We start from the raw sequence: 19,321 nt of genomic DNA, 5'->3' as shown, positions 1-19,321 counted from the left end.
CAAAAGATGAATAACGATATCTTCCCAAACAAATTCAAGGCCGCGCTGGCGGCGCAACAGATTCAAATCGGTTGTTGGTCTGCGCTGGGTAGTCATATCAGCACTGAAGTTCTGGGCCTGGCGGGTTTTGACTGGCTGTTACTGGACGGCGAACACGCCCCAAACGACGTGCTCACTTTTGTACCGCAATTAATGGCATTAAAGGGCAGCGTTAGCGCGCCGGTGGTGCGGGTTCCGACCAACGATCCGGTGATTATCAAACGCCTGCTGGATATCGGTTTCTATAACTTCCTGATCCCGTTTGTCGAAACCGAAGAAGAAGCGGTAAACGCCGTGGCAGCGACCCGCTATCCGCCGGAAGGCATTCGCGGTGTCTCTGTTTCGCACCGCGCCAATATGTTCGGCACCGTGCCGGATTATTTTCGCCAGTCCAACGCCAACATCACGATTCTGGTGCAGATCGAAAGCCAGGCGGGGGTGGATAACCTCGATGCCATTCTGGCAACCGACGGCGTAGACGGCGTGTTTGTTGGCCCGAGCGATCTGGCCGCCACGCTGGGTTACATCGGCAATGCCGCGCACCCGGAAGTACAGCGCACCATTCAACACATTTTTGCGCGCGCCAAAGCGCACAACAAACCGAGCGGTATTCTGGCGCCGGTTGAAGCCGACGCACGCCGCTACCTCGAATGGGGCGCGACCGTGGTAGCCGTTGGCAGCGACCTTGGCGTGTTCCGCTCAGCCACGCAGAAGCTGGCCGACACCTTTAAGAAATAATCAAACCACCATTAAAGAGAGAGACGCAATTATGACGATGAAAGTTGGTTTCATTGGCCTGGGTATCATGGGTAAACCAATGAGTAAAAACCTCATTAAAGCCGGTTACTCACTGGTGGTCGTGGATCGTAACCAGGACGCCGTGGCTGAAGTGATTGCCGCAGGCGCTGAAGCCGTAACCAGCGCGAAAGCCGTTGCTGAGCAGTGCGATGTGATTATCACCATGCTGCCGAACTCCCCGCACGTAAAAGAAGTGGCGCTGGGCGAAGGCGGCATCATCGAAGGCGCGAAGCCTGGTACTGTGCTTATCGACATGAGCTCCATCGCACCGCTGGCCAGCCGTGAAATCAGCGAGGCGCTGAAAGCGAAAGGCATTGACATGCTGGACGCGCCGGTCAGCGGCGGCGAGCCGAAAGCCATCGACGGCACGCTGTCGGTGATGGTGGGCGGGGACAAAGCGATTTTCGACAAATATTACGATCTGCTGAAAGCGATGGCGGGTTCTGTGGTGCACACCGGTGATATCGGCGCGGGCAACGTGACCAAACTGGCGAACCAGGTGATCGTGGCGTTGAATATTGCCGCGATGTCTGAAGCGCTGACGCTGGCGACTAAAGCGGGCGTTAACCCGGATCTGGTCTACCAGGCGATTCGTGGCGGGCTGGCGGGCAGCACCGTGCTGGACGCGAAAGCGCCGATGGTGATGGATCGCAACTTCAAACCGGGCTTCCGTATTGATCTGCATATCAAAGACCTTTCCAACGCGCTGGATACCTCGCACGGCGTTGGCGCGCAGTTGCCGCTGACAGCCGCAGTGATGGAGATGATGCAGGCGCTGCGTGCAGACGGTCTGGGCAATGCCGACCACAGCGCGCTGGCATGCTATTACGAGAAACTGGCGAAGATCGAAGTGACTCGTTAATCAAAAGGGCGCGGCGCTGCGCCCTTGACTCCTTATTTATCCACCTCTTCAGGCCGTTGTTGGCCTGAAGGGTGAAGTGCGCGGCACTATCAGGCTCACAACTATGAAAATCGTAATCGCCCCAGACTCTTACAAAGAAAGCCTTTCAGCTACTGAAGTAGCGCAGGCGATAGAAAAAGGATTTCGGGAGATTTTCCCGGATGCTCAATATGTTTCCGTTCCGGTTGCGGATGGTGGCGAAGGTACGGTCGAAGCCATGATTGCCGCCACGAATGGCACGGTGCATACCGCGCGCGTCACTGGACCGCTGGGTAAACATGTTGAAGCCTGCTGGGGGATGTCGGGCGACGGAAAAACCGCGTTTATTGAAATGGCGGCGGCGAGCGGGCTGGCGCTGGTTCCACCTGAATTACGTAACCCTTTGATTACCACTTCGCGCGGCACCGGGGAACTTATTTTGCACGCGCTGGAACAGGGGGCGACCACTATTATTATCGGCATTGGCGGTAGCGCGACTAACGACGGCGGCGCGGGTATGGTGCAGGCGCTGGGCGCGAAACTGACCGATGCTAACGGGACGGAAATCGGCTACGGCGGCGGTAGCCTGATAAGCCTGAACGGCATTGATATTTCCGGGCTCGATCCGCGTTTACAACACTGCACGCTGCGTGTCGCCTGCGATGTCACTAACCCTTTGATCGGCGAGCAGGGCGCATCACGCATTTTTGGCCCGCAAAAAGGGGCGACGGAAGCGTTGATTGTCGAGCTGGATCGCAACCTGAGTCATTTCGCCGATGTTATTAAAAAATCGCTACGCGTTGATGTGAAAAACGTGCCGGGCTCCGGCGCAGCAGGTGGGATGGGCGCGGCATTGATGGCTTTTCTCGGCGCGGAATTGCGCAGCGGCATTGAGATCGTGACGCAGGCGCTCAATCTTGAAGAGCATATTCACGATTGCACACTGGTAGTGACCGGCGAAGGGCGTATCGACAGCCAGAGTATCCACGGCAAAGTGCCGGTGGGCGTGGCGCATGTCGCCAAAAAATACCACAAGCCAGTGATCGGTATCGCCGGGAGTTTGACCAGCGACGTGGGCGTGGTTCACCAGTACGGCATTGACGCTGTATTTAGCGTGCTGACCAGCATCGGTACGCTGGAAGAGGCGTTTCGTGGCGCGTTTGACAATATTTATCGCGCATCGCGCAATATTGCCGCCACCTTGCAAGTGGGAATGTTGACGGAAGGGTGACAGGCGCAAGCAAACCCTCTATACTGCGCGCCGAAGCTGACCAGACAGTCGCCGCTTCGTCGTCGTCCTCTTCGGGGGAGACGGGCGGAGGGGAGGAAAGTCCGGGCTCCATAGGGCAGGGTGCCAGGTAACGCCTGGGAGGCGCAAGCCTACGACCAGTGCAACAGAGAGCAAACCGCCGATGGCCCACGCAAGTGGGATCAGGTAAGGGTGAAAGGGTGCGGTAAGAGCGCACCGCGCGTCTGGCAACAGTTCGCGGCACGGTAAACTCCACCCGGAGCAAGGCCAAATAGGGGTTCACAAGGTACGGCCCGTACTGAACCCGGGTAGGCTGCTTGAGCCAGTGAGCGATTGCTGGCCTAGATGAATGACTGTCCACGACAGAACCCGGCTTATCGGTCAGTTTCGACTATTAATAAAACCCCGCTTCGGCGGGGTTTTTGCTTTCTGGTGGCTAAAGCTGAATGACTGTCCACTCTGCCTTCTATGAAGGAACGCGGCTTACCGGCCAGTTTCGGCTCTTCAGGTAAAAAAACACTTTGGCGGGTTTTGCTTTCTGGCGGCTAAAGCTGAATGACTGTCCACTCTGCCTTCTATGAAGGAACGCGGCTTACCGGCCAGTTTCGGCTCTTCAGGTAAAAAAACACTTCGGCAGGTTTTGCTTTCTGGCGGCTAAAGCTGAATGACTGTCCACTCCGTTTTCGATGAAGGAACGCGGCTTACCGGCCAGTTTCGACTGTTCAGATAAGAATCCGCTTCGGCGGGGTTTTTGCTTTCTGGCGGCTAAAGCTGAATGACTGTCCACTCCGTTTTCGATGAAAGAACGCGGCTTACCGGTCAGTTTCGACTGTGCAGGTAAGAACCCGCTTCGGCGGGGTTTTACCTTTTTTGATAGAGGCAATTTGCAGGCTTTTTGCTGTTGCGCGCGCCGTACCGTTAAGCACTGGCACTGCTAACCTTATAAATAAATATCCCGTCGGAAGGCTGTCGAAAAGCGCTAACATGTTCTTAAACGGTTTTGAAACTAGCATCGCGGGAGTCGCTGCCGTCATGGAACAAAAATCATTGATCATTATTCAGATGGGGGATGCCCCGAAGCCTTTACGTGACGCCCACGGGGATGTTCCGCATTGGTTTTGCCGGGCTATCGGGTGTGCTCCTGAAGAGGTGGACGTGGTTCGCGTTTTTGAAGGCGAAACGCTGCCAGCCCCGGATGCGCGCCGGGCAGCGATCATTACCGGTTCATGGGCGATGGTTTCCGACAGGCTGCCGTGGAGCGAGAAGACCGCAGAATGGATCCGCGAAGCGATTGCGGTTGAGATGCCGCTCTTTGGCGTTTGCTATGGTCATCAACTGATGTCCTGGGCCCTGGGCGGGAATGTTGAATACCATCCGCAGGGCCGTGAAGCGGGGACAAAAACCGTTTATTTGAACGCCTCGGCGCACAACGATCCGCTACTCAGCCACCTGTCTGAAAGTTTCCCTGCGCACCTGACGCACCGGCAAACGGTAACGCGGCTGCCTGAAGGCGCATCGGTGCTGGCCTCTTCTGCCCATGATAATCATCAGATCGTTCGCTATGGGCCGCGAGCCATTTCGGTGCAGTTCCACCCGGAAATGACGCCGGAAATCGCGACCGATCTGCTGCGTTTGAATCGCGCGCATGTCGAAAAAGAGGGCACCGATGCCGACAGCTTAGTCGCCAGCGTGCTGCCCGCGCCGGGCGCGGCGGAGATCCTGCGCCGTTTCGTGCAGGAAGTGACCGAGCGCAACAAGACGTGGTTATCTAACGCTGCCCAGTGAACGATCTTGCGCCGTGCCACGCACCAGCCGGGTTAACTCTTCGCAGCGGGTGATTAGCCCGTTCTCCAGCGTGAAATGCGCAAACACGTCAATGTGTGCCTGAGAGCCATCTTTCTTACTCACCGCCACAAGATGGTGCGTCAATACGTCATTGTTTTGCCCGGCAATGGCAACCACAGTCACGTCAATGGCGTGCGTCAGATGTTTGAGCTTCGCCATATGTTCGACAAATCCCGTGAAATCAAGCGACTGTCCGTCGACAACTTGTTGATAATCCGGCGAGAAGAATTGGCGAATTTTCGCTTCGTTATGGTCAGGGTGGCAAACAACGCGTTGTAAAGCCAGGGTGATATGTTGGGTGATGTCCATCATGGTTATCTTCATTTGAGCCTGTTAGAGAGGATATCGCTACACCGCGTTGGTATATTAGCCGCATCAGGACATCAAATACGGTTTATCAGCCATGTTAATCGTACAAAAGCAGCGACTCACGCATCAAAACAAGCACACCACCGCGTGGCACCAGCATGCCAGCGGGCAGCTGTTTTGCATTCAGCGGGGGATGATGATTGTGAAAACGGAGCAGGCGCAATGGGCGCTAACGCCCGCGACTGTCGGCTGGTTTCCTGCACAGATGCGCCACTGCGCCTGGAGCGTGGGCGAGGTAGAAGGACATAGCCTGCAACTCAACCACGATGATGCCCCCGCTTTCGCGGGAGTGTGGCCTGCCGATCCGTTTATGATGCTGTTAATGGAACGCATAACGCAGTGCGACCCGTCTCGCCAGGCATCGCTTCTGGCGGTGATGATGGAGGAGATTCGCGTAGCACCAGGCACGCCGTTGCAGTTAACCCTGCCACAGGATCGCCGGGCGAAACGGGTAGCTGAACTGCTGTTGTCGGAGCCACACCATGCGGCAAATCAGGCGCAACTGGCTAGCCTCTTTGGCTTGAGCGTCAGAACATTAAGCCGCTTGTTCAGCGAACAAACCGGGCTGAGTTTTAGCCAGTGGCGGCAGCAGGCAAAAGTCCTGGCATCGATGGAGCATCTGCTGCGCGGGGTGTCGGTAAGTGAGACGGCAGAACGCTGCGGGTACGATAATGTCAGTGCTTTTATCGCCGCATTTAAGCTGCGCTTTAGCAGCACGCCGGGGCAGTTTCAGGCGCGAAACCGGGCGTGCTAAGTTCGCGAAGAACGACAGTAGGGTTCAGTAGAGATTTGCCCCGGTCTGATGCGCCGGGGCTTATGGGTCAGGCGGTGGCTTCTTCTTCCGCCAGTCGGACAACGGCTTCTGCGACGATTGCTTCCAGCTCTGTCAGCATCTCTTCATAACCGAATCCAGTCAGGGCGGGGAGTGGGGTTTGCTGTGTAGGGTCTGCCATAAAATTCATTGTGCTGCTCATTTCATTTACTCACTTACGTAACGCAACTATCACACGGGTAAATCTATCAGCAAAGCGCGCAACGGCGTATCCGCAACCAGGGTTATGTTAGCCTCGTCACGAATAAACGCACCGTCACCACAGGTGAGCGCTTCTTTTGCTTCGCAATGTGTCACGGCGTGTACCGTACCGTGAATCGATTGCAAATAGGCGCGCGGGCCATGCAGTTGAATCTGCAACTCTTCGCCTTTGGCAAGCTCGATATGATGCAGCCACACTTGCTGGCGGAGCTGCAAACTTCCCTGGCTACCATCGGGGGAAGCCAGCAGTTGCTGCGCCACATCGGCAATGGTCATTTTTTGCACCGGCGGGTTTTCACGCTCGGGGCAGGCATCCAGCCATAACTGCATGCGCGTTAACGATTTGTCTTTGCTCAGGTTATGTTCGCTGTAGCTGATGCCGGGCTGGGTGGCAATTAACAACGCTTCACCGGCTTTCGCCTGGACATGGTTGCCCTCGCTGTCGCGATACTCCGCTTCGCCTTCCAGAATCAGATTTAAAATATCCACTTTCGGGTAGGTGCGTGGCTGGAACGATGCGCCAGGGGCGAGCACTTCCTGGTTCAACACACGCAGGGAGGCATAGCCCAGTAATTTCGGGTCGAAGTAATGTCCAAAAGAAAAAGTGTAGCGGGCCTGAAGCCAGCCGAAGTCAGCTTGTCCGCATTGTTTCGCAGTACGGGTAGTAATCATAATTGTCGACCTCTCTTTACTTAAAACAATGTTAAAGGTATGGACGCTGCATTGTTAGCCAGATATTCTGCCCGGTATGTTCAAATTTCCTGAATGAGAACACTCATGGCCAAAGAAAGGGCGCTGACGCTCGAAGCGTTACGCGTGATGGATGCGATTGACCGGCGTGGAAGCTTTGCCGCGGCGGCGGATGAGTTGGGACGTGTGCCTTCTGCGCTCAGCTATACCATGCAAAAACTTGAAGAAGAGCTGGATGTCGTGCTGTTTGACCGCTCCGGGCACCGAACAAAATTCACCAATGTCGGACGAATGCTGCTGGAGCGCGGTCGCGTATTGCTGGAAGCCGCCGATAAACTGACAACCGACGCAGAAGCGCTGGCGCGCGGCTGGGAAACGCATCTGACGCTGGTCACTGAAGCGCTGGTGCCGACGGTCGAGCTGTTTCCGCTGGTCGACCGGCTGGCGGCAAAAGCTAATACGCAGTTATCGATCATTACTGAAGTGCTGGCCGGGGCGTGGGAGCGGCTGGAGCAGGGGCGTGCCGATATTGTCGTCGCTCCGGATATGCATTTTCGCTCCTCGTCGGAAATCAACTCACGCAAGCTCTACTCGGTGATGAACGTCTACGTTGCTGCGCCGGATCATCCGATCCACCAGGAAGCGGAACCGCTCTCGGAAGTGACGCGCGTGAAATATCGCGGCGTGGCCGTTGCCGATACCGCCCGCGAGCGTCCGGTGCTGACGGTACAGCTTTTGGATAAGCAGCCAAGGCTGACGGTGAGTACCATCGAGGATAAACGCCAGGCGCTGCTGTCCGGCCTGGGCGTGGCGACGATGCCTTATCCACTGGTGGAGCAGGATATCGCCGAAGGTCGCTTACGTGTTGTGAGCCCGGAATATACCAGCCAGGTAGATATCATTATGGCCTGGCGTCGCGACAGTATGGGTGAAGCGAAAGCCTGGTGTCTGCGGGAAATTCCCAAGCTGTTTGCCGGTAAATAAGTCATTGCTCCACGTTGGTGGAGCAATGCCATTCAGGGGAACGCTTTCGGTACGGGGCCAAAGGGGTTTTCTACCGGCGTGCCGCGCTGGCTGTAAAACGCCAGCAGCATCAACCAGCCAATTACCGGAAACAGCAGCAGCAACAGCCAGCGCCAGCTCCGGTTGGTATCATGCAGGCGGCGTACCTGAACCGCCAGGTTTGGCACCAGCACCAGCAGGGCGTAAATCTGGCTTAACAGGTGCCAGCCGATGATACTGTCGACCACATACAGCACGCCAAAGAGGATAAGGTTGACCAGTGTGAACATCCAGAATTCGCGGCGGTGCGCGCGTCCATGAAATGTCGCGTAGTTGCTCAGTACCCTAAAATACCAGTCCATTTCCCACCTCGATCAACGGTCAATCCGTTGTTTTCTCAACGATCCCTGTAAGAATAGACGGCAAAAATACAAAGCGAAAACCCGGCGAGAAATAATTTGGGCGCGATGAAACGCGCCCGGAAGATCAGGAGAAACGCAGGTCGCGTCCGTGTGGCTCATCCAGATCCTGCCACGGCCCGATAGAGATAATTCCGGTCGGGTTAATGGTTTTGTGGCTGCGGTAATAGTGGTTGCGGATATGGGCGAAATCGACCGTTTCCGCAACGCCCGGCATCTGATAAATGTCGCGCAGAAAGCCGTGCAGATTCAGATAGTCGCTGATGCGATGCTTATCGCATTTGAAGTGAGTGACATAGACCGGATCGAAACGCACCAGCGTTGTCCACAGGCGGATATCCGCTTCCGTAAGCCGGTCGCCGGTCAGGTAACGATGCTGTCCGAGGATCTGCTCAAGGCGTTCCAGCGCATTGAAAACATTGACCACCGCTTCGTCATACGCCTGCTGGCTGGTGGCGAAACCGGCTTTATAGACACCGTTATTCACGTTGTCGTAGATCCAGCCGTTCAGTTCATCGATCTGGCCCCGTAATTCTGGCGGGTAGTAATCGCCCGCTTTCGCGCCCAGACCGTCAAAAGCGGTATTGAACATGCGGATGATTTCCGCCGATTCATTGCTGACAATGGTGTGATTCTTTTTATCCCACAGCACAGGCACCGTGACGCGCCCGGTGTAGTGCGGGTCGGCGTGCAGGTAGAGCTGATAAAGGAATTCGTGTTGATACAGCGTGTCGCCAGTTGCCGCCGGAAAGTCATTGTCAAATGTCCAGCCGTTCTCCAGCATCAACGGGTTGACCACGGAAACAGAGATAAACGGCTCAAGGCCTTTGAGTTTACGCAGGATCAGCGTGCGATGCGCCCACGGGCAGGCGAGTGAAACATATAAGTGGTAGCGGTCTTTCTCGGCGGCAAAGCCACCTTCGCCAGAAGGGCCTGGTGCGCCATCTGCGGTAAGCCAGTTGCGAAATGCGGATACCGAGCGCTGGAAACGTCCGCCGGTGGATTTGGTGTCATACCAGTTGTCGTGCCAGACGCCGTCAATCAGTTGTCCCATTTTGTCTCCTCCTTCTGAATAGCAAAAGCGAGGAGTGGTCTCCTCGCTTTGATCTCTTCACTCAGTATAGAGCGCTTACCATTTTTTATTCAGGACGCGGTCGATACTGATGGCGCCCGGACCAGTGATGCCCAGCAGCAGGTAACCGCCAGCGATGGTCAGGTTTTTCATGAACATCAGCGAGTTCACGCCTTCAGCAAAGTTGCTGTGGAAGATGAACGCGGTCAGCAGCGTAAAACCTGCGGTGAACAGCGCTGTAGTACGGGTCAGGAAGCCGAACAGGATCGCCAGACCGCCGCCAAACTCAAGAAGAATGGTCAGCGGCAGGAAGAACCCCGGCACGCCCATCGCTTCCATATATTGCTGAGTGCCAGCATAACCGGTGATTTTGCCCCAGCCTGCGGTAATAAACAGAATCGGCATCAGGATACGAGCAACCAGGAAACCAACATCTTCTAATTTTTTCATCTTTCTCTCCAGGGAACCACAATAGCGGCTTTCAGTAAAAGGTCTGCAATTACGGGCGCGTGCCGCGTGCTTGCTGTCGATGGAGAGGATAGTAATCGTGACGGGAAAAGATTGTTAGCAAGGAAAACTGTCGAATTTTTTCAAAAAAACTGAGCAAGCAACAAAGCAAACGGGCGATGGATAACCATCGCCCGCGTAAGCCGTGCTGTGATTGTGTATCAGTGCGTTGCGTTGAGCGTTGATTTGACCAGCCGCCATAAGCTCCATGCGCCTAAACCGCGTTTAGCCCAGCGCACAAGCATATTGGGGTGGCGCACGGACCATATCGCCATCGCGCTGCTGCCCACCAGCGCCCAGGAGCGCAAGCTGAGCAGCGTATTCCAGCCGCGATCGTAGGCTCCTGTGGCCTCCAGCCACTCACGGCGGCTGGCGGTGAGATCCAGGCGTTGTTGTTGGATCTCACTGAGCAAACGTGCTTTGCGCTTCAGACGTTCCGCTTTGCCGCTCACTTATCCTCCTCCAGCAAGGCACGGTCGTTTGCCAGCTCCTGGCGAGTATGACGCAGCAGCGTCGAAGCCCGCGCTTTACGCAATGTCCAGATGCCGCCTATCAACGCCAGCACCAGCAACACGACGGTGGTTGCAATCATCGCGTTCAGGCGATATTGCGGATCGATGGCCCAGATAATCAGCACCATCAGACTCATCAGGCCAAATGCGGCGAAAAGCATGGTTAGCCCTACCATAAGCAGCAGCTGGAATAAGTTCGCTTTCTCTTCTTCCAGCTCGACAACCGCCAGCCGCAGGCGGGTCTCAACCATTTCAACAAGAATGGTCACAATGCGTTGACCAATCCCCAGTACGCTTTTGCCCGGCCCTTGCGCGTTTCGCAAATCCGTCATCTTAGCGACGCGACAGCAGTACGCCCAGCACCACACCGACGGCGGCGCCGATACCTACGCTGGCCCACGGGTTGTCACGCACATACTCATCGGTACGCGCAGCCGCTTCACGGGTTTGGCGGGCGAGCGCATCGCCGGTTTCGCCCAAACGGTGACGGCTGTCGCGCAGCGCCTGTTCCGCTTTGGTGCGTAATTTACTCAGCTCTTCTTTCGACTTATCACTGGAATTGCTCAGCACTTCTTCCAGCGTATCCGCCAGGGATTTCAACTCTGCGCGCAAATTGTCAGCATTATCTTTCGACATAATTCTCTCCAGGTGAGTGAGTGGTTATTTCCATTAAATCAGTAGTCACGCGCTTCCAGGGCTTTCAGTTCGGCCTGCGCCTCTTTCAGCTTGTGCTCGCGTTTGCTTATTTTCTCCGCATCGCCTTTTTGCTTTGCCTCATTCAGATCGTGGCGGCGCCCGGCTACTTCTTCTTTCATCTCAGCGATTTTTTTCTGATGGGCGGCGCGCAGCTTGCTGTCAGAGCAATTGGCGCGTACTTCTCGCAGCGCCTTGTTCAGGCCGTTAATTCGGCTCTGATTGTTATGCTTTTCGGCATAGCTGATTTCACGCTGGATCTCATGTTCCTTTTCCTGACAGGGCGAAGCCGCCTGGGAAAATGCGCTCAGCGAAAAAAGGGCCAGCGCCAGTGCGATGCGGTTTTTCATAATCGAGAACCTTCCATTGTTGGCCAGCGAAACGATGGTTACGCCAGCGTCCAGTGACATAAAGCGAACTCTGGTTCCGTGTACTCAAGCATAGTAAGTAAACGGCCAAACACCAAAGTGAGTGAAAAGATTCAGAATCCTGGAAAGGTTAACCGAATCGATGTGTGCTGTTGCGCAGGCGGGTCAGCCACGCGGAAGTTTGGCTGTTGTCATCGTCCTGAGCGGCAATGATGTAACCATGAGGTAAGGTGCGATCGAGCACGATTTTCGCCGCCGCGCTCTGCTCACTGGATTCAAATTTAATTAACAGCGTGTCGTCCTGCGGCGTAATACTTTTAAAATGAATGCCGTTGGCATCCAGATGGTGCCAGACAGAGAAACCATCCGGCACGCTGACATTTTGCGTGAGCGGGCGAATCGCCAGCGTTGATTCACGATTTTGCAGCGTCGTCCAGGCGAAAAACATCACGCTGAAAACGGTCATCGCCGCGACACCCATCAGTAACCAGCGTAAAAAGGGACGTTGCAATTCCATGGTCTTAACCCCGATTGCGGTATTTTTTCTTCCACAGCACCACCAGTGAGCCGGCGAGGCCAATCACCAGCAATACTACCGGAAGCAACATCAGGCAGGACATCAGCGCATCTTCGTATTTACGAAACACCGGCGTCTTGCCCAGCAGATAACCCAGCGTGGTCAGTATCAGCACCCACAGCAGGCCGCTCATCCAGTTGAAAAACTGGAAGCGGGCATTACTCAGACCAGAAAGTCCGGCAATAGTTGGTAACAGGGTGCGAACAAATGCAATAAAACGACCAATCAACAGGGCAGAAAGGCCATGTTTGTGGAAAAGATGGTGCGCGCGCTGGTGATAATGTGCGGGAAGATGCGATAACCAGTTTTGCACGATGCGCGTATTACCCAGCCAGCGCCCCTGGATGTAACTGAGCCAGCACCCCAGGCTTGCCGCCACTGTCAGTAATAAAATAGTTTGTGGGTATCCAAGCGCGCCTTTTGCAATCAGCACGCCAATCAGTACCAGCAGGCTATCGCCAGGAAGAAACGCTGCCGGAAGCAGGCCGTTTTCAAGAAATAAAATGACAAATAAAACAAAATAAAGCATGCCGATCATACCGGGCTGCGAGAGTGTCGCGAAATCCTGGCTCCAGAGGGCATGGAGTAATTGGCTTAAAAGTTCCATTCAGTATTCCTGGTACATCGGTTTACGTCACGCCCAGAACAGCACGGCGATTATCTTTAATACATTATGGTCGCTCGTGGCACACTCGATACGGCATATTCAGGTAACAGACGTTGTGAGCAAGCACTAACTTGTATGATGACAAATGCATCCAATTGTAACAAATGCCGACGTTATGAGTCAGTCAGAAAAATGAGTTTCGGTGATGATTTTGCTTGTCGCGGCAGGGGGAGGCGAGGCTATTTACAAAGGCTGACACTCTAGACGGTTTACTTACCTTAAATCGGGGCAGGCGCAGCGTAAGTGTGCGCCTTACAGGACATTTTTTATTTGCTGCCGGTTGCGGCGGTATCGAGATGCACCACCGGGTTTTCCGCAAATAAATAGCGATCGGCGTTGAACTCGAAATCATCGCTGGTTTCGTTAAACAGCATCTGTTTGGTGTTTTCCAGATGTTGCCACATCGCCAGTTTCGCCGCGTGCGGGTCTTTGCGAATCAGCGCGCGCAGGATCTGGTCATGATCATCACACCAGTTATCCACGGTGCGTAAGTCGATGTGATCGTGAAGTTTTTTCCAGTATGGGTTGTGAACACGCTGTGTCCACATTTTCTCAACGATGGCCGCCAGCGCCGTGTTTTGTGTGGCCAGCGCAACCTGCACATGGAACTGCAAATCCCACTCAGAATCGCGGAAACACTTCTCTTTACGCGCGTTATCCTGAATTTCCATCAGCTTCATGATGTCCTGTTTCGTCACCTGGGTGGCGGCGAATTCAGCAATATTACTTTCGATAAGCTGACGAGCCTGCAGCAGCTCAAACGGGCCGTAATTGGCGAACTCAAGGTTTTCATCCGGCGCCTGGGTGTGGCGTGCCACGTTGGAGATCACATGAATGCCGGAGCCTTTGCGAACTTCAACATACCCTTCTACTTCAAGCATGATAATGGCTTCACGAACCACGGTCCGGCTGACGCTTTTCTCATCGGCGATAAAGCGCTCGGCGGGCAGTTTGTCTCCCACCAGATAGACGCCTTGCTCAATACGGCTTTTAAGCTCCGCGGCAAGCTGCTGGTACAAACGTCGTGACTCGGAGATTTCCATATGTGAGCTCCAGTAAAAAGAAGGGCAATAATAGATTTGTTATACCACTTTTACTGCTTTCTCACCATCGCAGATAGTAAAAAAGCCGCACCAGGCGGCTTTTTTAAGTATCAAAATTGAGGTTTAACTTTGTGCTGCCGGGCCACCAAGTGAATGCTCTTTCACCACCTCTTCGGCTGATTTGTTTTTCAGCACGGTCCAGATAACCACGGCACCCATCAGGTCGAACAGAGCCAGCACAGCGAACAGCGGGCTAAAGCCGATGGTATCCGCCAGCGCACCAACTACCAGGGCAAACAGGGTACTTGCTGTCCACGCCGCCATACCGGTCAGACCGTTCGCGGTTGCCACTTCGTTACGACCGAATACGTCAGAAGAGAGTGTAATCAGCGCACCGGACAGAGACTGGTGAGCAAAACCACCGATACACAGCAGGCCGATTGCCACATACGGGCTGGTGAACAGGCCGATCATGCCAGGGCCAATCATCAGTACCGCACCCATGGTCACTACCATTTTACGGGAAACAATCAGGTTCACACCGAAGACACGCTGGAACAGCGGCGGCAGGTAACCACCGACGATGCAACCCAGGTCAGCGAACAGCATCGGCATCCAGGCGAACATCGCGATTTCTTTCAGGTTAAAACCGTAAACCTTGAACATGAACAGCGGGATCCAGGCGTTAAACGTACCCCAGGCTGGTTCTGCCAGGAAACGCGGCAGTGCGATGCCCCAGAACTGACGGGTGCCCAGAATCTGCCAGACGGACATTTTCTTGCCGTTGTTGGTCTGGTGTTGTGCTTCCTGACCGCCAATGATGTACTCGCGTTCTTCTTCGCTCAGTTTTTTCTGATCGCGCGGGTGTTTATAGAAAACCAGCCAGGCCATCGCCCAGGCAAAGCTCAGCACACCAGAGATGATGAACGCCATTTCCCAGCTGTGCATCACGATTGCCCACACCACCAGCGGCGGCGCAATCATCGCACCAATAGAAGAACCGACGTTGAAGTAACCCACCGCGATAGAACGTTCTTTCGCCGGGAACCATTCGGACGCCGCTTTCAGACCTGCCGGGATCATCGCTGCTTCAGCGGCACCCACCGCGCCACGCGCCAGTGCCAGACCACCCCAGCTCCCTGCCAGCGCAGTCGCGCCGCAGAACACCGCCCAGGTAATCGCAAAGAAGGCATAACCAATTTTGGTGCCCAGAACGTCCAGTACGTAGCCTGCAACAGGCTGCATAACAGTATAAGCCGCGGAATAAGCCGCAATGATGTAAGAGTATTGCTGAGTAGAAATGTGCAGCTCTTCCATCAAGGTTGGAGCGGCAGCCGCTACGGTGTTACGTGTCAGGTAGCCCAGCACGGTGCCGACCGTCACCAGTGCTATCATGTACCAACGTAATCCTTTGATTTTACGCATGTAAACCTCATCGTTATGTTATTACCGCCTGCGCGGCCATCCTTCGATCGCGTCCGGAGGATGAAACGGGGAGGACGTACCCGGGAGAACTCCCGGTACGGCCCAAACCTTGCCATAAGTAAGCGTGTTTAAGTCGGTATCCGTACCCAAAAAATCCGATTAACTTTTTATCGGGAATGCATTCCGTCGGCTTATGTGTTCGACGGCAGGAAAGATAACTTGTCATACAACTTGAAAAGGTGAGTGACATCACAAAAGTGTTTTTCTTTGTGTGGTCTTTAACTTTGCCGGGATAAGCCAGAAACGGCGCGGGTTAGCGGGATATTCAGGCGCCTGGATTGTCAGTTTTTGTCTGCTTTTATTGATCCAACTCACGAAAATATCTTCGGTCTATAGAAATTGGTGTGATAACTTTGTCAGCATTAAAGGTAAGCATCAGACGCACTCGTTTAGAGGAAGACGATAATGACCCCGTTTATGACCGAAGATTTTCTGTTAGATACCGAATTTGCTCGCCGTCTGTACCACGACTACGCAAAAGACCAGCCGATTTTTGATTACCATTGCCATTTGCCGCCGCAACAGATCGCTGACAACTATCGCTTTAAAAACCTGTATGACATCTGGTTAAAAGGTGATCACTACAAATGGCGCGCCATGCGTACCAACGGCGTACCTGAGCGCCTGTGTACCGGTGACGCTTCCGATCGTGAGAAGTTTGACGCCTGGGCCGCAACCGTGCCGCACACCATTGGTAACCCGTTATACCACTGGACGCATCTGGAACTGCGTCGTCCATTTGGTATTACAGGTAAGGTGTTGTCGCCGTCTACCGCCGACGAAATCTGGAACCGGGGTAATGAACTGCTGGCGCAGGATAAGTTCTCCGCGCGCGGCATCATGCAGCAGATGAACGTGAAAATGGTGGGTACCACCGACGATCCGATTGACTCGCTGGAACACCACGCTTCGATCGCCAAAGATGGCACCTTCCACATCAAAGTGCTGCCGAGCTGGCGCCCGGACAAAGCGTTCAACATTGAACAAGCCACTTTCAACGATTACATGGCGAAGCTGGGCGAAGTCTCTGATACCGACATTCGTCGTTTTGCCGATCTGCAGACGGCGCTGAGCAAACGCCTGGATCACTTCGCGGCGCATGGCTGTAAAGTTTCTGACCACGCGCTGGACGTGGTGCTCTTCGCTGAAGCCAGCGAAGCCGAACTGGATAGCATCCTGGCGCGTCGCCTGGCGGGTGAAACGCTCGGCGAAAAAGAAGTCGCACAGTTCAAAACGGCGGTGCTGGTCTGGCTGGGTGCGGAATACGCCCGTCGCGGTTGGGTGCAGCAGTACCACATCGGTGCGCTGCGTAATAACAACCTGCGTCAGTTCAAACTGCTGGGGCCAGACGTCGGTTTCGACTCCATCAACGACCGTCCGCTGGCGGAAGAGCTCTCCAGACTGCTGAGCAAGCAGAATGAAGAGAACCTGCTGCCGAAAACCATTCTGTACTGCCTGAACCCGCGCGATAACGAAGTGCTCGGCACCATGATCGGCAATTTCCAGGGCGAAGGTATGCCAGGCAAAATGCAGTTCGGTTCCGGCTGGTGGTTTAACGACCAGAAAGATGGCATGGAACGTCAGATGACGCAGCTGGCGCAACTGGGTCTGCTGAGCCGCTTTGTCGGCATGCTGACCGACAGCCGCAGTTTCCTCTCTTACACCCGCCACGAATATTTCCGTCGCATCCTGTGCCAGATGATTGGCCGCTGGGTCGAAGCGGGCGAAGCCCCGGCGGATATTCAGCTGCTGGGCGAAATGGTGAAAAACATCTGCTTTAACAATGCGCGTGATTACTTCGCGATTGAACTGAACTAAGGCCGTTTGAGGTTGATATGCAATACATCAAGATCCATTCACTGGATAACGTTGCGGTAGCACTGGCGGATCTCGCTGAAGGCGCGGAAGTCGTTATCGACAACCAAACCGTTCGGCTGCGCCAGGCGGTGGTTCGCGGGCATAAGTTTGCCCTGCAACCCATCGCCAAAGGTGAAAATGTTGTCAAGTATGGTCTGCCAATTGGTCATGCGACAGCAGATATCGCGTCGGGCGAATACATCCATTCCCATAATGCCCGTACCAATCTGAGCGATGTGGACGAGTATAGCTATCAACCTGATTTTCAGGAGGAAGGCGCACAGGCGGCGGATCGTGACATTCAGATCTACCGCCGCGCTAACGGCGAAGTCGGGATCCGCAACGAGCTATGGATCCTGCCGACGGTCGGCTGTGTGAACGGCATTGCCCGTCAGATCCAGAGCCGTTTCCTGAAAGAGACGCAGGACGCCGAAGATATCGACGGCGTTTACCTGTTCAGCCACACCTACGGTTGTTCCCAACTGGGTGACGACCACATTAACACCCGCACTATGTTGCAAAATATGGTGCGTCACCCGAACGCGGGTGCGGTGCTGGTGATTGGTCTGGGCTGTGAAAACAACCAGGTCGACGCCTTCCGTCAGACGCTCGGTGAATTCGATCCGGAACGCGTCCACTTTATGGTCTGCCAACACCAGGATGACGAAGTGGAAGCCGGTCTTGAGCATTTGCATGAGCTTTATCAGGCGATGCGCAACGACAAGCGTGAACCGGGCAAACTGAGCGAGCTGAAATTCGGCCTTGAGTGCGGCGGTTCTGATGGCCTTTCCGGCATCACCGCCAATCCGATGCTGGGCCGTTTCTCGGACTACGTAATCGGCAACGGTGGCACTACCGTGTTAACCGAAGTACCGGAGATGTTCGGTGCGGAACGTATCCTGATGAGTCACTGCCGCGACGAAAGTACCTTTGAGAAGACCGTCACTATGGTCAACGACTTCAAACAGTACTTTATCGCGCATAATCAGCCGATTTACGAAAACCCATCGCCGGGTAACAAAGCGGGCGGTATCACCACGCTGGAAGAGAAATCACTGGGCTGCACGCAAAAAGCGGGTGCCAGCCAGGTGGTGGACGTGCTGCGTTACGGTGAGCGTCTGAAAACCCACGGTCTGAACCTGCTGAGCGCACCGGGTAACGATGCGGTTGCTACCAGCGCGCTGGCCGGGGCAGGCTGCCATATGGTGCTGTTCAGTACCGGTCGCGGTACGCCATACGGCGGTTTTGTTCCGACGGTGAAAATTGCTACCAACAGCGAACTGGCGGCGAAGAAGAAACACTGGATCGACTTCGATGCCGGTCAGCTGATTCACGGCAAAGCGATGCCGCAACTGCTGAGCGAGTTCGTGGATGTGATCGTCGATATCGCCAACGGCAAAAAGACCTGTAACGAGAAAAACGATTTCCGCGAACTGGCTATCTTCAAAAGCGGCGTAACGCTTTAATTTACCTTTATCTTTCGCGCCATGACTGTGTTGGCTGCGCTCATTCACCCCGGTCACTTACTTGTGTAAGCTCCCGGGGATTTGTGAGCTTGCCGCCTTGCCCTGGCGCGAAATTTTTGGCTCAAGCCTGCTGGCAGGCTTTCAGTGATGTGTCGCTTTCCCCAAAATCCTACAAGGAATTTCCATGACCACGTATTGGCTTGCCCAGGGCGTTGGTGTGATTGCTTTTCTGATTGGTATTACCACGTTTATCAACCGTGATGAACGGCGCTTCAAAAAGCAACTCTCAGTCTATAGCGCCATTATCGGCGTGCATTTCTTTCTGATGGGCGCGTTCCCGGCGGGCTCCAGCGCCATGCTTAACGCCATCCGCACCCTGATTACTCTGCGTACCCGTAGCCTGTGGGTCATGGCACTGTTTATTGTGCTTACCGGCGGGTTAGGGCTAGCGAAATTTCACCATCCCATGGAGTTGTTACCGGTTGCCGGGACGATCGTCAGCACCTGGGCGCTGTTTCGTTTTAAAGGCTTGCCGATGCGCTGCGTGATTTGGTGCTCAACCGGCTGCTGGGTGATCCACAATATCTGGCTCGGATCGATTGGCGGTTCGCTGATCGAAGGCAGCTTTTTAGTGATGAATGGCCTGAACATTATTCGCTTCTGGCGCATGCAAAAACGCGGTATCGACCCGTTTAAAGTCGAAACCGCGCAGCAAGAGAAACCGGCTGCCCGGTGAAGGCAGCCAAAAAG

23 protein-coding genes and 1 other RNA gene are annotated in these 19,321 nt (G+C 54.6%); 10 read left to right on the top strand and 14 right to left on the bottom strand.

Going from position 1 to position 19,321, the window contains the following annotated elements; genetic code table 11:
• Positions 1–6 precede the first annotated feature (6 nt).
• The 5 genes from garL to H650_RS11255 all read left to right on the top strand — a co-directional run bounded on the left by garL (position 7) and on the right by H650_RS11255 (position 4,751).
• Positions 7–777 (top strand): 2-dehydro-3-deoxyglucarate aldolase, encoded by a 771-nt coding sequence (gene garL / locus H650_RS11275; protein WP_020455394.1) that lies wholly within the window; start codon positions 7–9, stop codon positions 775–777.
• 31 nt (positions 778–808) lie between these two features.
• Positions 809–1,699, top strand: a complete 891-nt coding sequence (gene garR, locus H650_RS11270; protein WP_020455393.1) for a 2-hydroxy-3-oxopropionate reductase — start codon at positions 809–811, stop codon at positions 1,697–1,699.
• Positions 1,700–1,802: 103 nt separating this feature from the next.
• Positions 1,803–2,948, top strand: coding sequence for a glycerate 2-kinase (garK, locus tag H650_RS11265; RefSeq protein ID WP_020455392.1), 1,146 nt, complete (start codon positions 1,803–1,805; stop codon positions 2,946–2,948).
• A 32-nt stretch (positions 2,949–2,980) separates the two neighbouring features.
• An RNA gene (gene rnpB, locus H650_RS24265) (RNase P RNA component class A) lies at positions 2,981–3,359 on the top strand.
• 639 nt (positions 3,360–3,998) lie between these two features.
• A complete protein-coding gene (locus H650_RS11255; RefSeq protein ID WP_020455390.1) occupies positions 3,999–4,751 on the top strand; it encodes a glutamine amidotransferase in 753 nt (250 codons plus the stop codon).
• Here H650_RS11255 and H650_RS11250 read toward each other — a convergent pair.
• Positions 4,731–5,123, bottom strand: coding sequence for a nuclear transport factor 2 family protein (locus tag H650_RS11250; protein ID WP_020455389.1), 393 nt, complete (start codon positions 5,121–5,123; stop codon positions 4,731–4,733). The two genes, H650_RS11255 and H650_RS11250, sit on opposite strands and share 21 nt — an antisense overlap.
• A gap of 91 nt (positions 5,124–5,214) precedes the next feature.
• Between H650_RS11250 and H650_RS11245 the strand changes: the two genes are divergently transcribed.
• Positions 5,215–5,934 (top strand): AraC family transcriptional regulator, encoded by a 720-nt coding sequence (locus H650_RS11245; RefSeq protein ID WP_020455388.1) that lies wholly within the window; start codon positions 5,215–5,217, stop codon positions 5,932–5,934.
• 67 nt (positions 5,935–6,001) lie between these two features.
• On the opposite strand, the gene H650_RS26065 is transcribed toward H650_RS11245, so the two are convergent.
• Together H650_RS26065 and H650_RS11240 are read right to left on the bottom strand one after the other, a co-directional pair.
• Positions 6,002–6,133, bottom strand: a complete 132-nt coding sequence (locus H650_RS26065) for a protein YhaL (RefSeq protein WP_502690908.1) — start codon at positions 6,131–6,133, stop codon at positions 6,002–6,004.
• A 50-nt stretch (positions 6,134–6,183) separates the two neighbouring features.
• Positions 6,184–6,885 carry a pirin family protein gene (locus H650_RS11240; RefSeq protein ID WP_020455386.1) on the bottom strand — a complete coding sequence of 234 codons (702 nt, stop codon included), beginning with the start codon at positions 6,883–6,885 and terminating at the stop codon, positions 6,184–6,186.
• 105 nt (positions 6,886–6,990) lie between these two features.
• Here H650_RS11240 and H650_RS11235 point away from each other — a divergent pair, with 105 nt between their 5' ends.
• Complete coding sequence (locus H650_RS11235) at positions 6,991–7,887, top strand: LysR family transcriptional regulator (RefSeq protein WP_020455385.1); 897 nt, start codon at positions 6,991–6,993, stop codon at positions 7,885–7,887.
• A gap of 32 nt (positions 7,888–7,919) precedes the next feature.
• Here H650_RS11235 and H650_RS11230 read toward each other — a convergent pair whose 3' ends face one another.
• The 11 genes from H650_RS11230 to H650_RS11180 all read right to left on the bottom strand — a co-directional run bounded on the left by H650_RS11230 (position 7,920) and on the right by H650_RS11180 (position 15,188).
• On the bottom strand, positions 7,920–8,267 hold the full coding sequence (locus H650_RS11230) for a DUF805 domain-containing protein (RefSeq protein ID WP_020455384.1): 348 nt from the start codon (positions 8,265–8,267) through the stop codon (positions 7,920–7,922).
• Between the two features lie 124 nt (positions 8,268–8,391).
• Positions 8,392–9,378 (bottom strand): glutathione S-transferase family protein, encoded by a 987-nt coding sequence (locus H650_RS11225; protein ID WP_020455383.1) that lies wholly within the window; start codon positions 9,376–9,378, stop codon positions 8,392–8,394.
• Between the two features lie 75 nt (positions 9,379–9,453).
• On the bottom strand, positions 9,454–9,846 hold the full coding sequence (locus tag H650_RS11220) for a DoxX family protein (protein ID WP_020455382.1): 393 nt from the start codon (positions 9,844–9,846) through the stop codon (positions 9,454–9,456).
• Between the two features lie 218 nt (positions 9,847–10,064).
• Entirely contained in the window at positions 10,065–10,355 is a 291-nt protein-coding gene (locus tag H650_RS11215; protein WP_017457399.1) for a YqjK-like family protein, read from the bottom strand.
• On the bottom strand, positions 10,352–10,747 hold the full coding sequence (locus H650_RS11210; protein WP_017457400.1) for a phage holin family protein: 396 nt from the start codon (positions 10,745–10,747) through the stop codon (positions 10,352–10,354). The genes H650_RS11215 and H650_RS11210 overlap by 4 nt, the downstream gene beginning before the upstream one ends.
• Position 10,748: 1 nt before the next feature.
• Positions 10,749–11,051: an ElaB/YgaM/YqjD family protein gene (locus H650_RS11205; RefSeq protein WP_020455381.1), complete on the bottom strand. Its 303-nt coding sequence runs from the start codon at positions 11,049–11,051 to the stop codon at positions 10,749–10,751.
• 38 nt (positions 11,052–11,089) lie between these two features.
• The gene (locus H650_RS11200) at positions 11,090–11,458 is read right to left on the bottom strand and encodes a DUF1090 domain-containing protein (RefSeq protein ID WP_044489740.1); all 369 of its coding nucleotides are present in this window, start codon (positions 11,456–11,458) and stop codon (positions 11,090–11,092) included.
• Positions 11,459–11,606: 148 nt separating this feature from the next.
• Complete coding sequence (mzrA, locus tag H650_RS11195) at positions 11,607–11,993, bottom strand: EnvZ/OmpR regulon moderator MzrA (protein ID WP_020455379.1); 387 nt, start codon at positions 11,991–11,993, stop codon at positions 11,607–11,609.
• A 4-nt stretch (positions 11,994–11,997) separates the two neighbouring features.
• The gene (gene yqjA / locus H650_RS11190; RefSeq protein ID WP_017457404.1) at positions 11,998–12,660 is read right to left on the bottom strand and encodes a DedA family general envelope maintenance protein YqjA; all 663 of its coding nucleotides are present in this window, start codon (positions 12,658–12,660) and stop codon (positions 11,998–12,000) included.
• 326 nt (positions 12,661–12,986) lie between these two features.
• A complete protein-coding gene (gene exuR / locus H650_RS11185; protein ID WP_020455378.1) occupies positions 12,987–13,763 on the bottom strand; it encodes a transcriptional regulator ExuR in 777 nt (258 codons plus the stop codon).
• Positions 13,764–13,886: 123 nt separating this feature from the next.
• Positions 13,887–15,188 carry an MFS transporter gene (locus H650_RS11180; RefSeq protein ID WP_020455377.1) on the bottom strand — a complete coding sequence of 434 codons (1,302 nt, stop codon included), beginning with the start codon at positions 15,186–15,188 and terminating at the stop codon, positions 13,887–13,889.
• A 465-nt stretch (positions 15,189–15,653) separates the two neighbouring features.
• Between H650_RS11180 and uxaC the strand changes: the two genes are divergently transcribed.
• The 3 genes from uxaC (at position 15,654) to H650_RS11165 (ending at position 19,307) form a co-directional block, all read left to right on the top strand.
• Positions 15,654–17,066, top strand: coding sequence for a glucuronate isomerase (gene uxaC, locus H650_RS11175; protein ID WP_020455376.1), 1,413 nt, complete (start codon positions 15,654–15,656; stop codon positions 17,064–17,066).
• Positions 17,067–17,083: 17 nt separating this feature from the next.
• A complete protein-coding gene (locus H650_RS11170) occupies positions 17,084–18,571 on the top strand; it encodes a UxaA family hydrolase (protein WP_020455375.1) in 1,488 nt (495 codons plus the stop codon).
• Between the two features lie 184 nt (positions 18,572–18,755).
• The gene (locus H650_RS11165; RefSeq protein ID WP_020455374.1) at positions 18,756–19,307 is read left to right on the top strand and encodes a YgjV family protein; all 552 of its coding nucleotides are present in this window, start codon (positions 18,756–18,758) and stop codon (positions 19,305–19,307) included.
• The last annotated feature ends 14 nt before the right edge of the window (positions 19,308–19,321 follow it).

It is taken from the genome of Enterobacter sp. R4-368 (assembly GCF_000410515.1).
Classification (GTDB): Bacteria; Pseudomonadota; Gammaproteobacteria; order Enterobacterales; family Enterobacteriaceae; genus Kosakonia.
The sequence above is the reverse complement of the archived record's forward strand: the minus strand, read 5'-3'. Positions and strand labels throughout refer to the sequence as shown.

What these genes read in the sequence shown, in the direction of transcription:
- garL (WP_020455394.1), top strand. Translation starts at nt 7, where the DNA reads ATGAATAACGATATCTTCCCAAACAAATTCAAGGCCGCGCTGGCGGCG.
- garR (WP_020455393.1), top strand. Translation starts at nt 809, where the DNA reads ATGACGATGAAAGTTGGTTTCATTGGCCTGGGTATCATGGGTAAACCA.
- garK (WP_020455392.1), top strand. Translation starts at nt 1,803, where the DNA reads ATGAAAATCGTAATCGCCCCAGACTCTTACAAAGAAAGCCTTTCAGCT.
- H650_RS11255 (WP_020455390.1), top strand. Translation starts at nt 3,999, where the DNA reads ATGGAACAAAAATCATTGATCATTATTCAGATGGGGGATGCCCCGAAG.
- H650_RS11250 (WP_020455389.1), bottom strand. Translation starts at nt 5,123, where the DNA reads ATGATGGACATCACCCAACATATCACCCTGGCTTTACAACGCGTTGTT.
- H650_RS11245 (WP_020455388.1), top strand. Translation starts at nt 5,215, where the DNA reads ATGTTAATCGTACAAAAGCAGCGACTCACGCATCAAAACAAGCACACC.
- H650_RS26065 (WP_502690908.1), bottom strand. Translation starts at nt 6,133, where the DNA reads ATGGCAGACCCTACACAGCAAACCCCACTCCCCGCCCTGACTGGATTC.
- H650_RS11240 (WP_020455386.1), bottom strand. Translation starts at nt 6,885, where the DNA reads ATGATTACTACCCGTACTGCGAAACAATGCGGACAAGCTGACTTCGGC.
- H650_RS11235 (WP_020455385.1), top strand. Translation starts at nt 6,991, where the DNA reads ATGGCCAAAGAAAGGGCGCTGACGCTCGAAGCGTTACGCGTGATGGAT.
- H650_RS11230 (WP_020455384.1), bottom strand. Translation starts at nt 8,267, where the DNA reads ATGGACTGGTATTTTAGGGTACTGAGCAACTACGCGACATTTCATGGA.
- H650_RS11225 (WP_020455383.1), bottom strand. Translation starts at nt 9,378, where the DNA reads ATGGGACAACTGATTGACGGCGTCTGGCACGACAACTGGTATGACACC.
- H650_RS11220 (WP_020455382.1), bottom strand. Translation starts at nt 9,846, where the DNA reads ATGAAAAAATTAGAAGATGTTGGTTTCCTGGTTGCTCGTATCCTGATG.
- H650_RS11210 (WP_017457400.1), bottom strand. Translation starts at nt 10,747, where the DNA reads ATGACGGATTTGCGAAACGCGCAAGGGCCGGGCAAAAGCGTACTGGGG.
- H650_RS11205 (WP_020455381.1), bottom strand. Translation starts at nt 11,051, where the DNA reads ATGTCGAAAGATAATGCTGACAATTTGCGCGCAGAGTTGAAATCCCTG.
- H650_RS11200 (WP_044489740.1), bottom strand. Translation starts at nt 11,458, where the DNA reads ATGAAAAACCGCATCGCACTGGCGCTGGCCCTTTTTTCGCTGAGCGCA.
- mzrA (WP_020455379.1), bottom strand. Translation starts at nt 11,993, where the DNA reads ATGGAATTGCAACGTCCCTTTTTACGCTGGTTACTGATGGGTGTCGCG.
- yqjA (WP_017457404.1), bottom strand. Translation starts at nt 12,660, where the DNA reads ATGGAACTTTTAAGCCAATTACTCCATGCCCTCTGGAGCCAGGATTTC.
- exuR (WP_020455378.1), bottom strand. Translation starts at nt 13,763, where the DNA reads ATGGAAATCTCCGAGTCACGACGTTTGTACCAGCAGCTTGCCGCGGAG.
- H650_RS11180 (WP_020455377.1), bottom strand. Translation starts at nt 15,188, where the DNA reads ATGCGTAAAATCAAAGGATTACGTTGGTACATGATAGCACTGGTGACG.
- uxaC (WP_020455376.1), top strand. Translation starts at nt 15,654, where the DNA reads ATGACCCCGTTTATGACCGAAGATTTTCTGTTAGATACCGAATTTGCT.
- H650_RS11170 (WP_020455375.1), top strand. Translation starts at nt 17,084, where the DNA reads ATGCAATACATCAAGATCCATTCACTGGATAACGTTGCGGTAGCACTG.
- H650_RS11165 (WP_020455374.1), top strand. Translation starts at nt 18,756, where the DNA reads ATGACCACGTATTGGCTTGCCCAGGGCGTTGGTGTGATTGCTTTTCTG.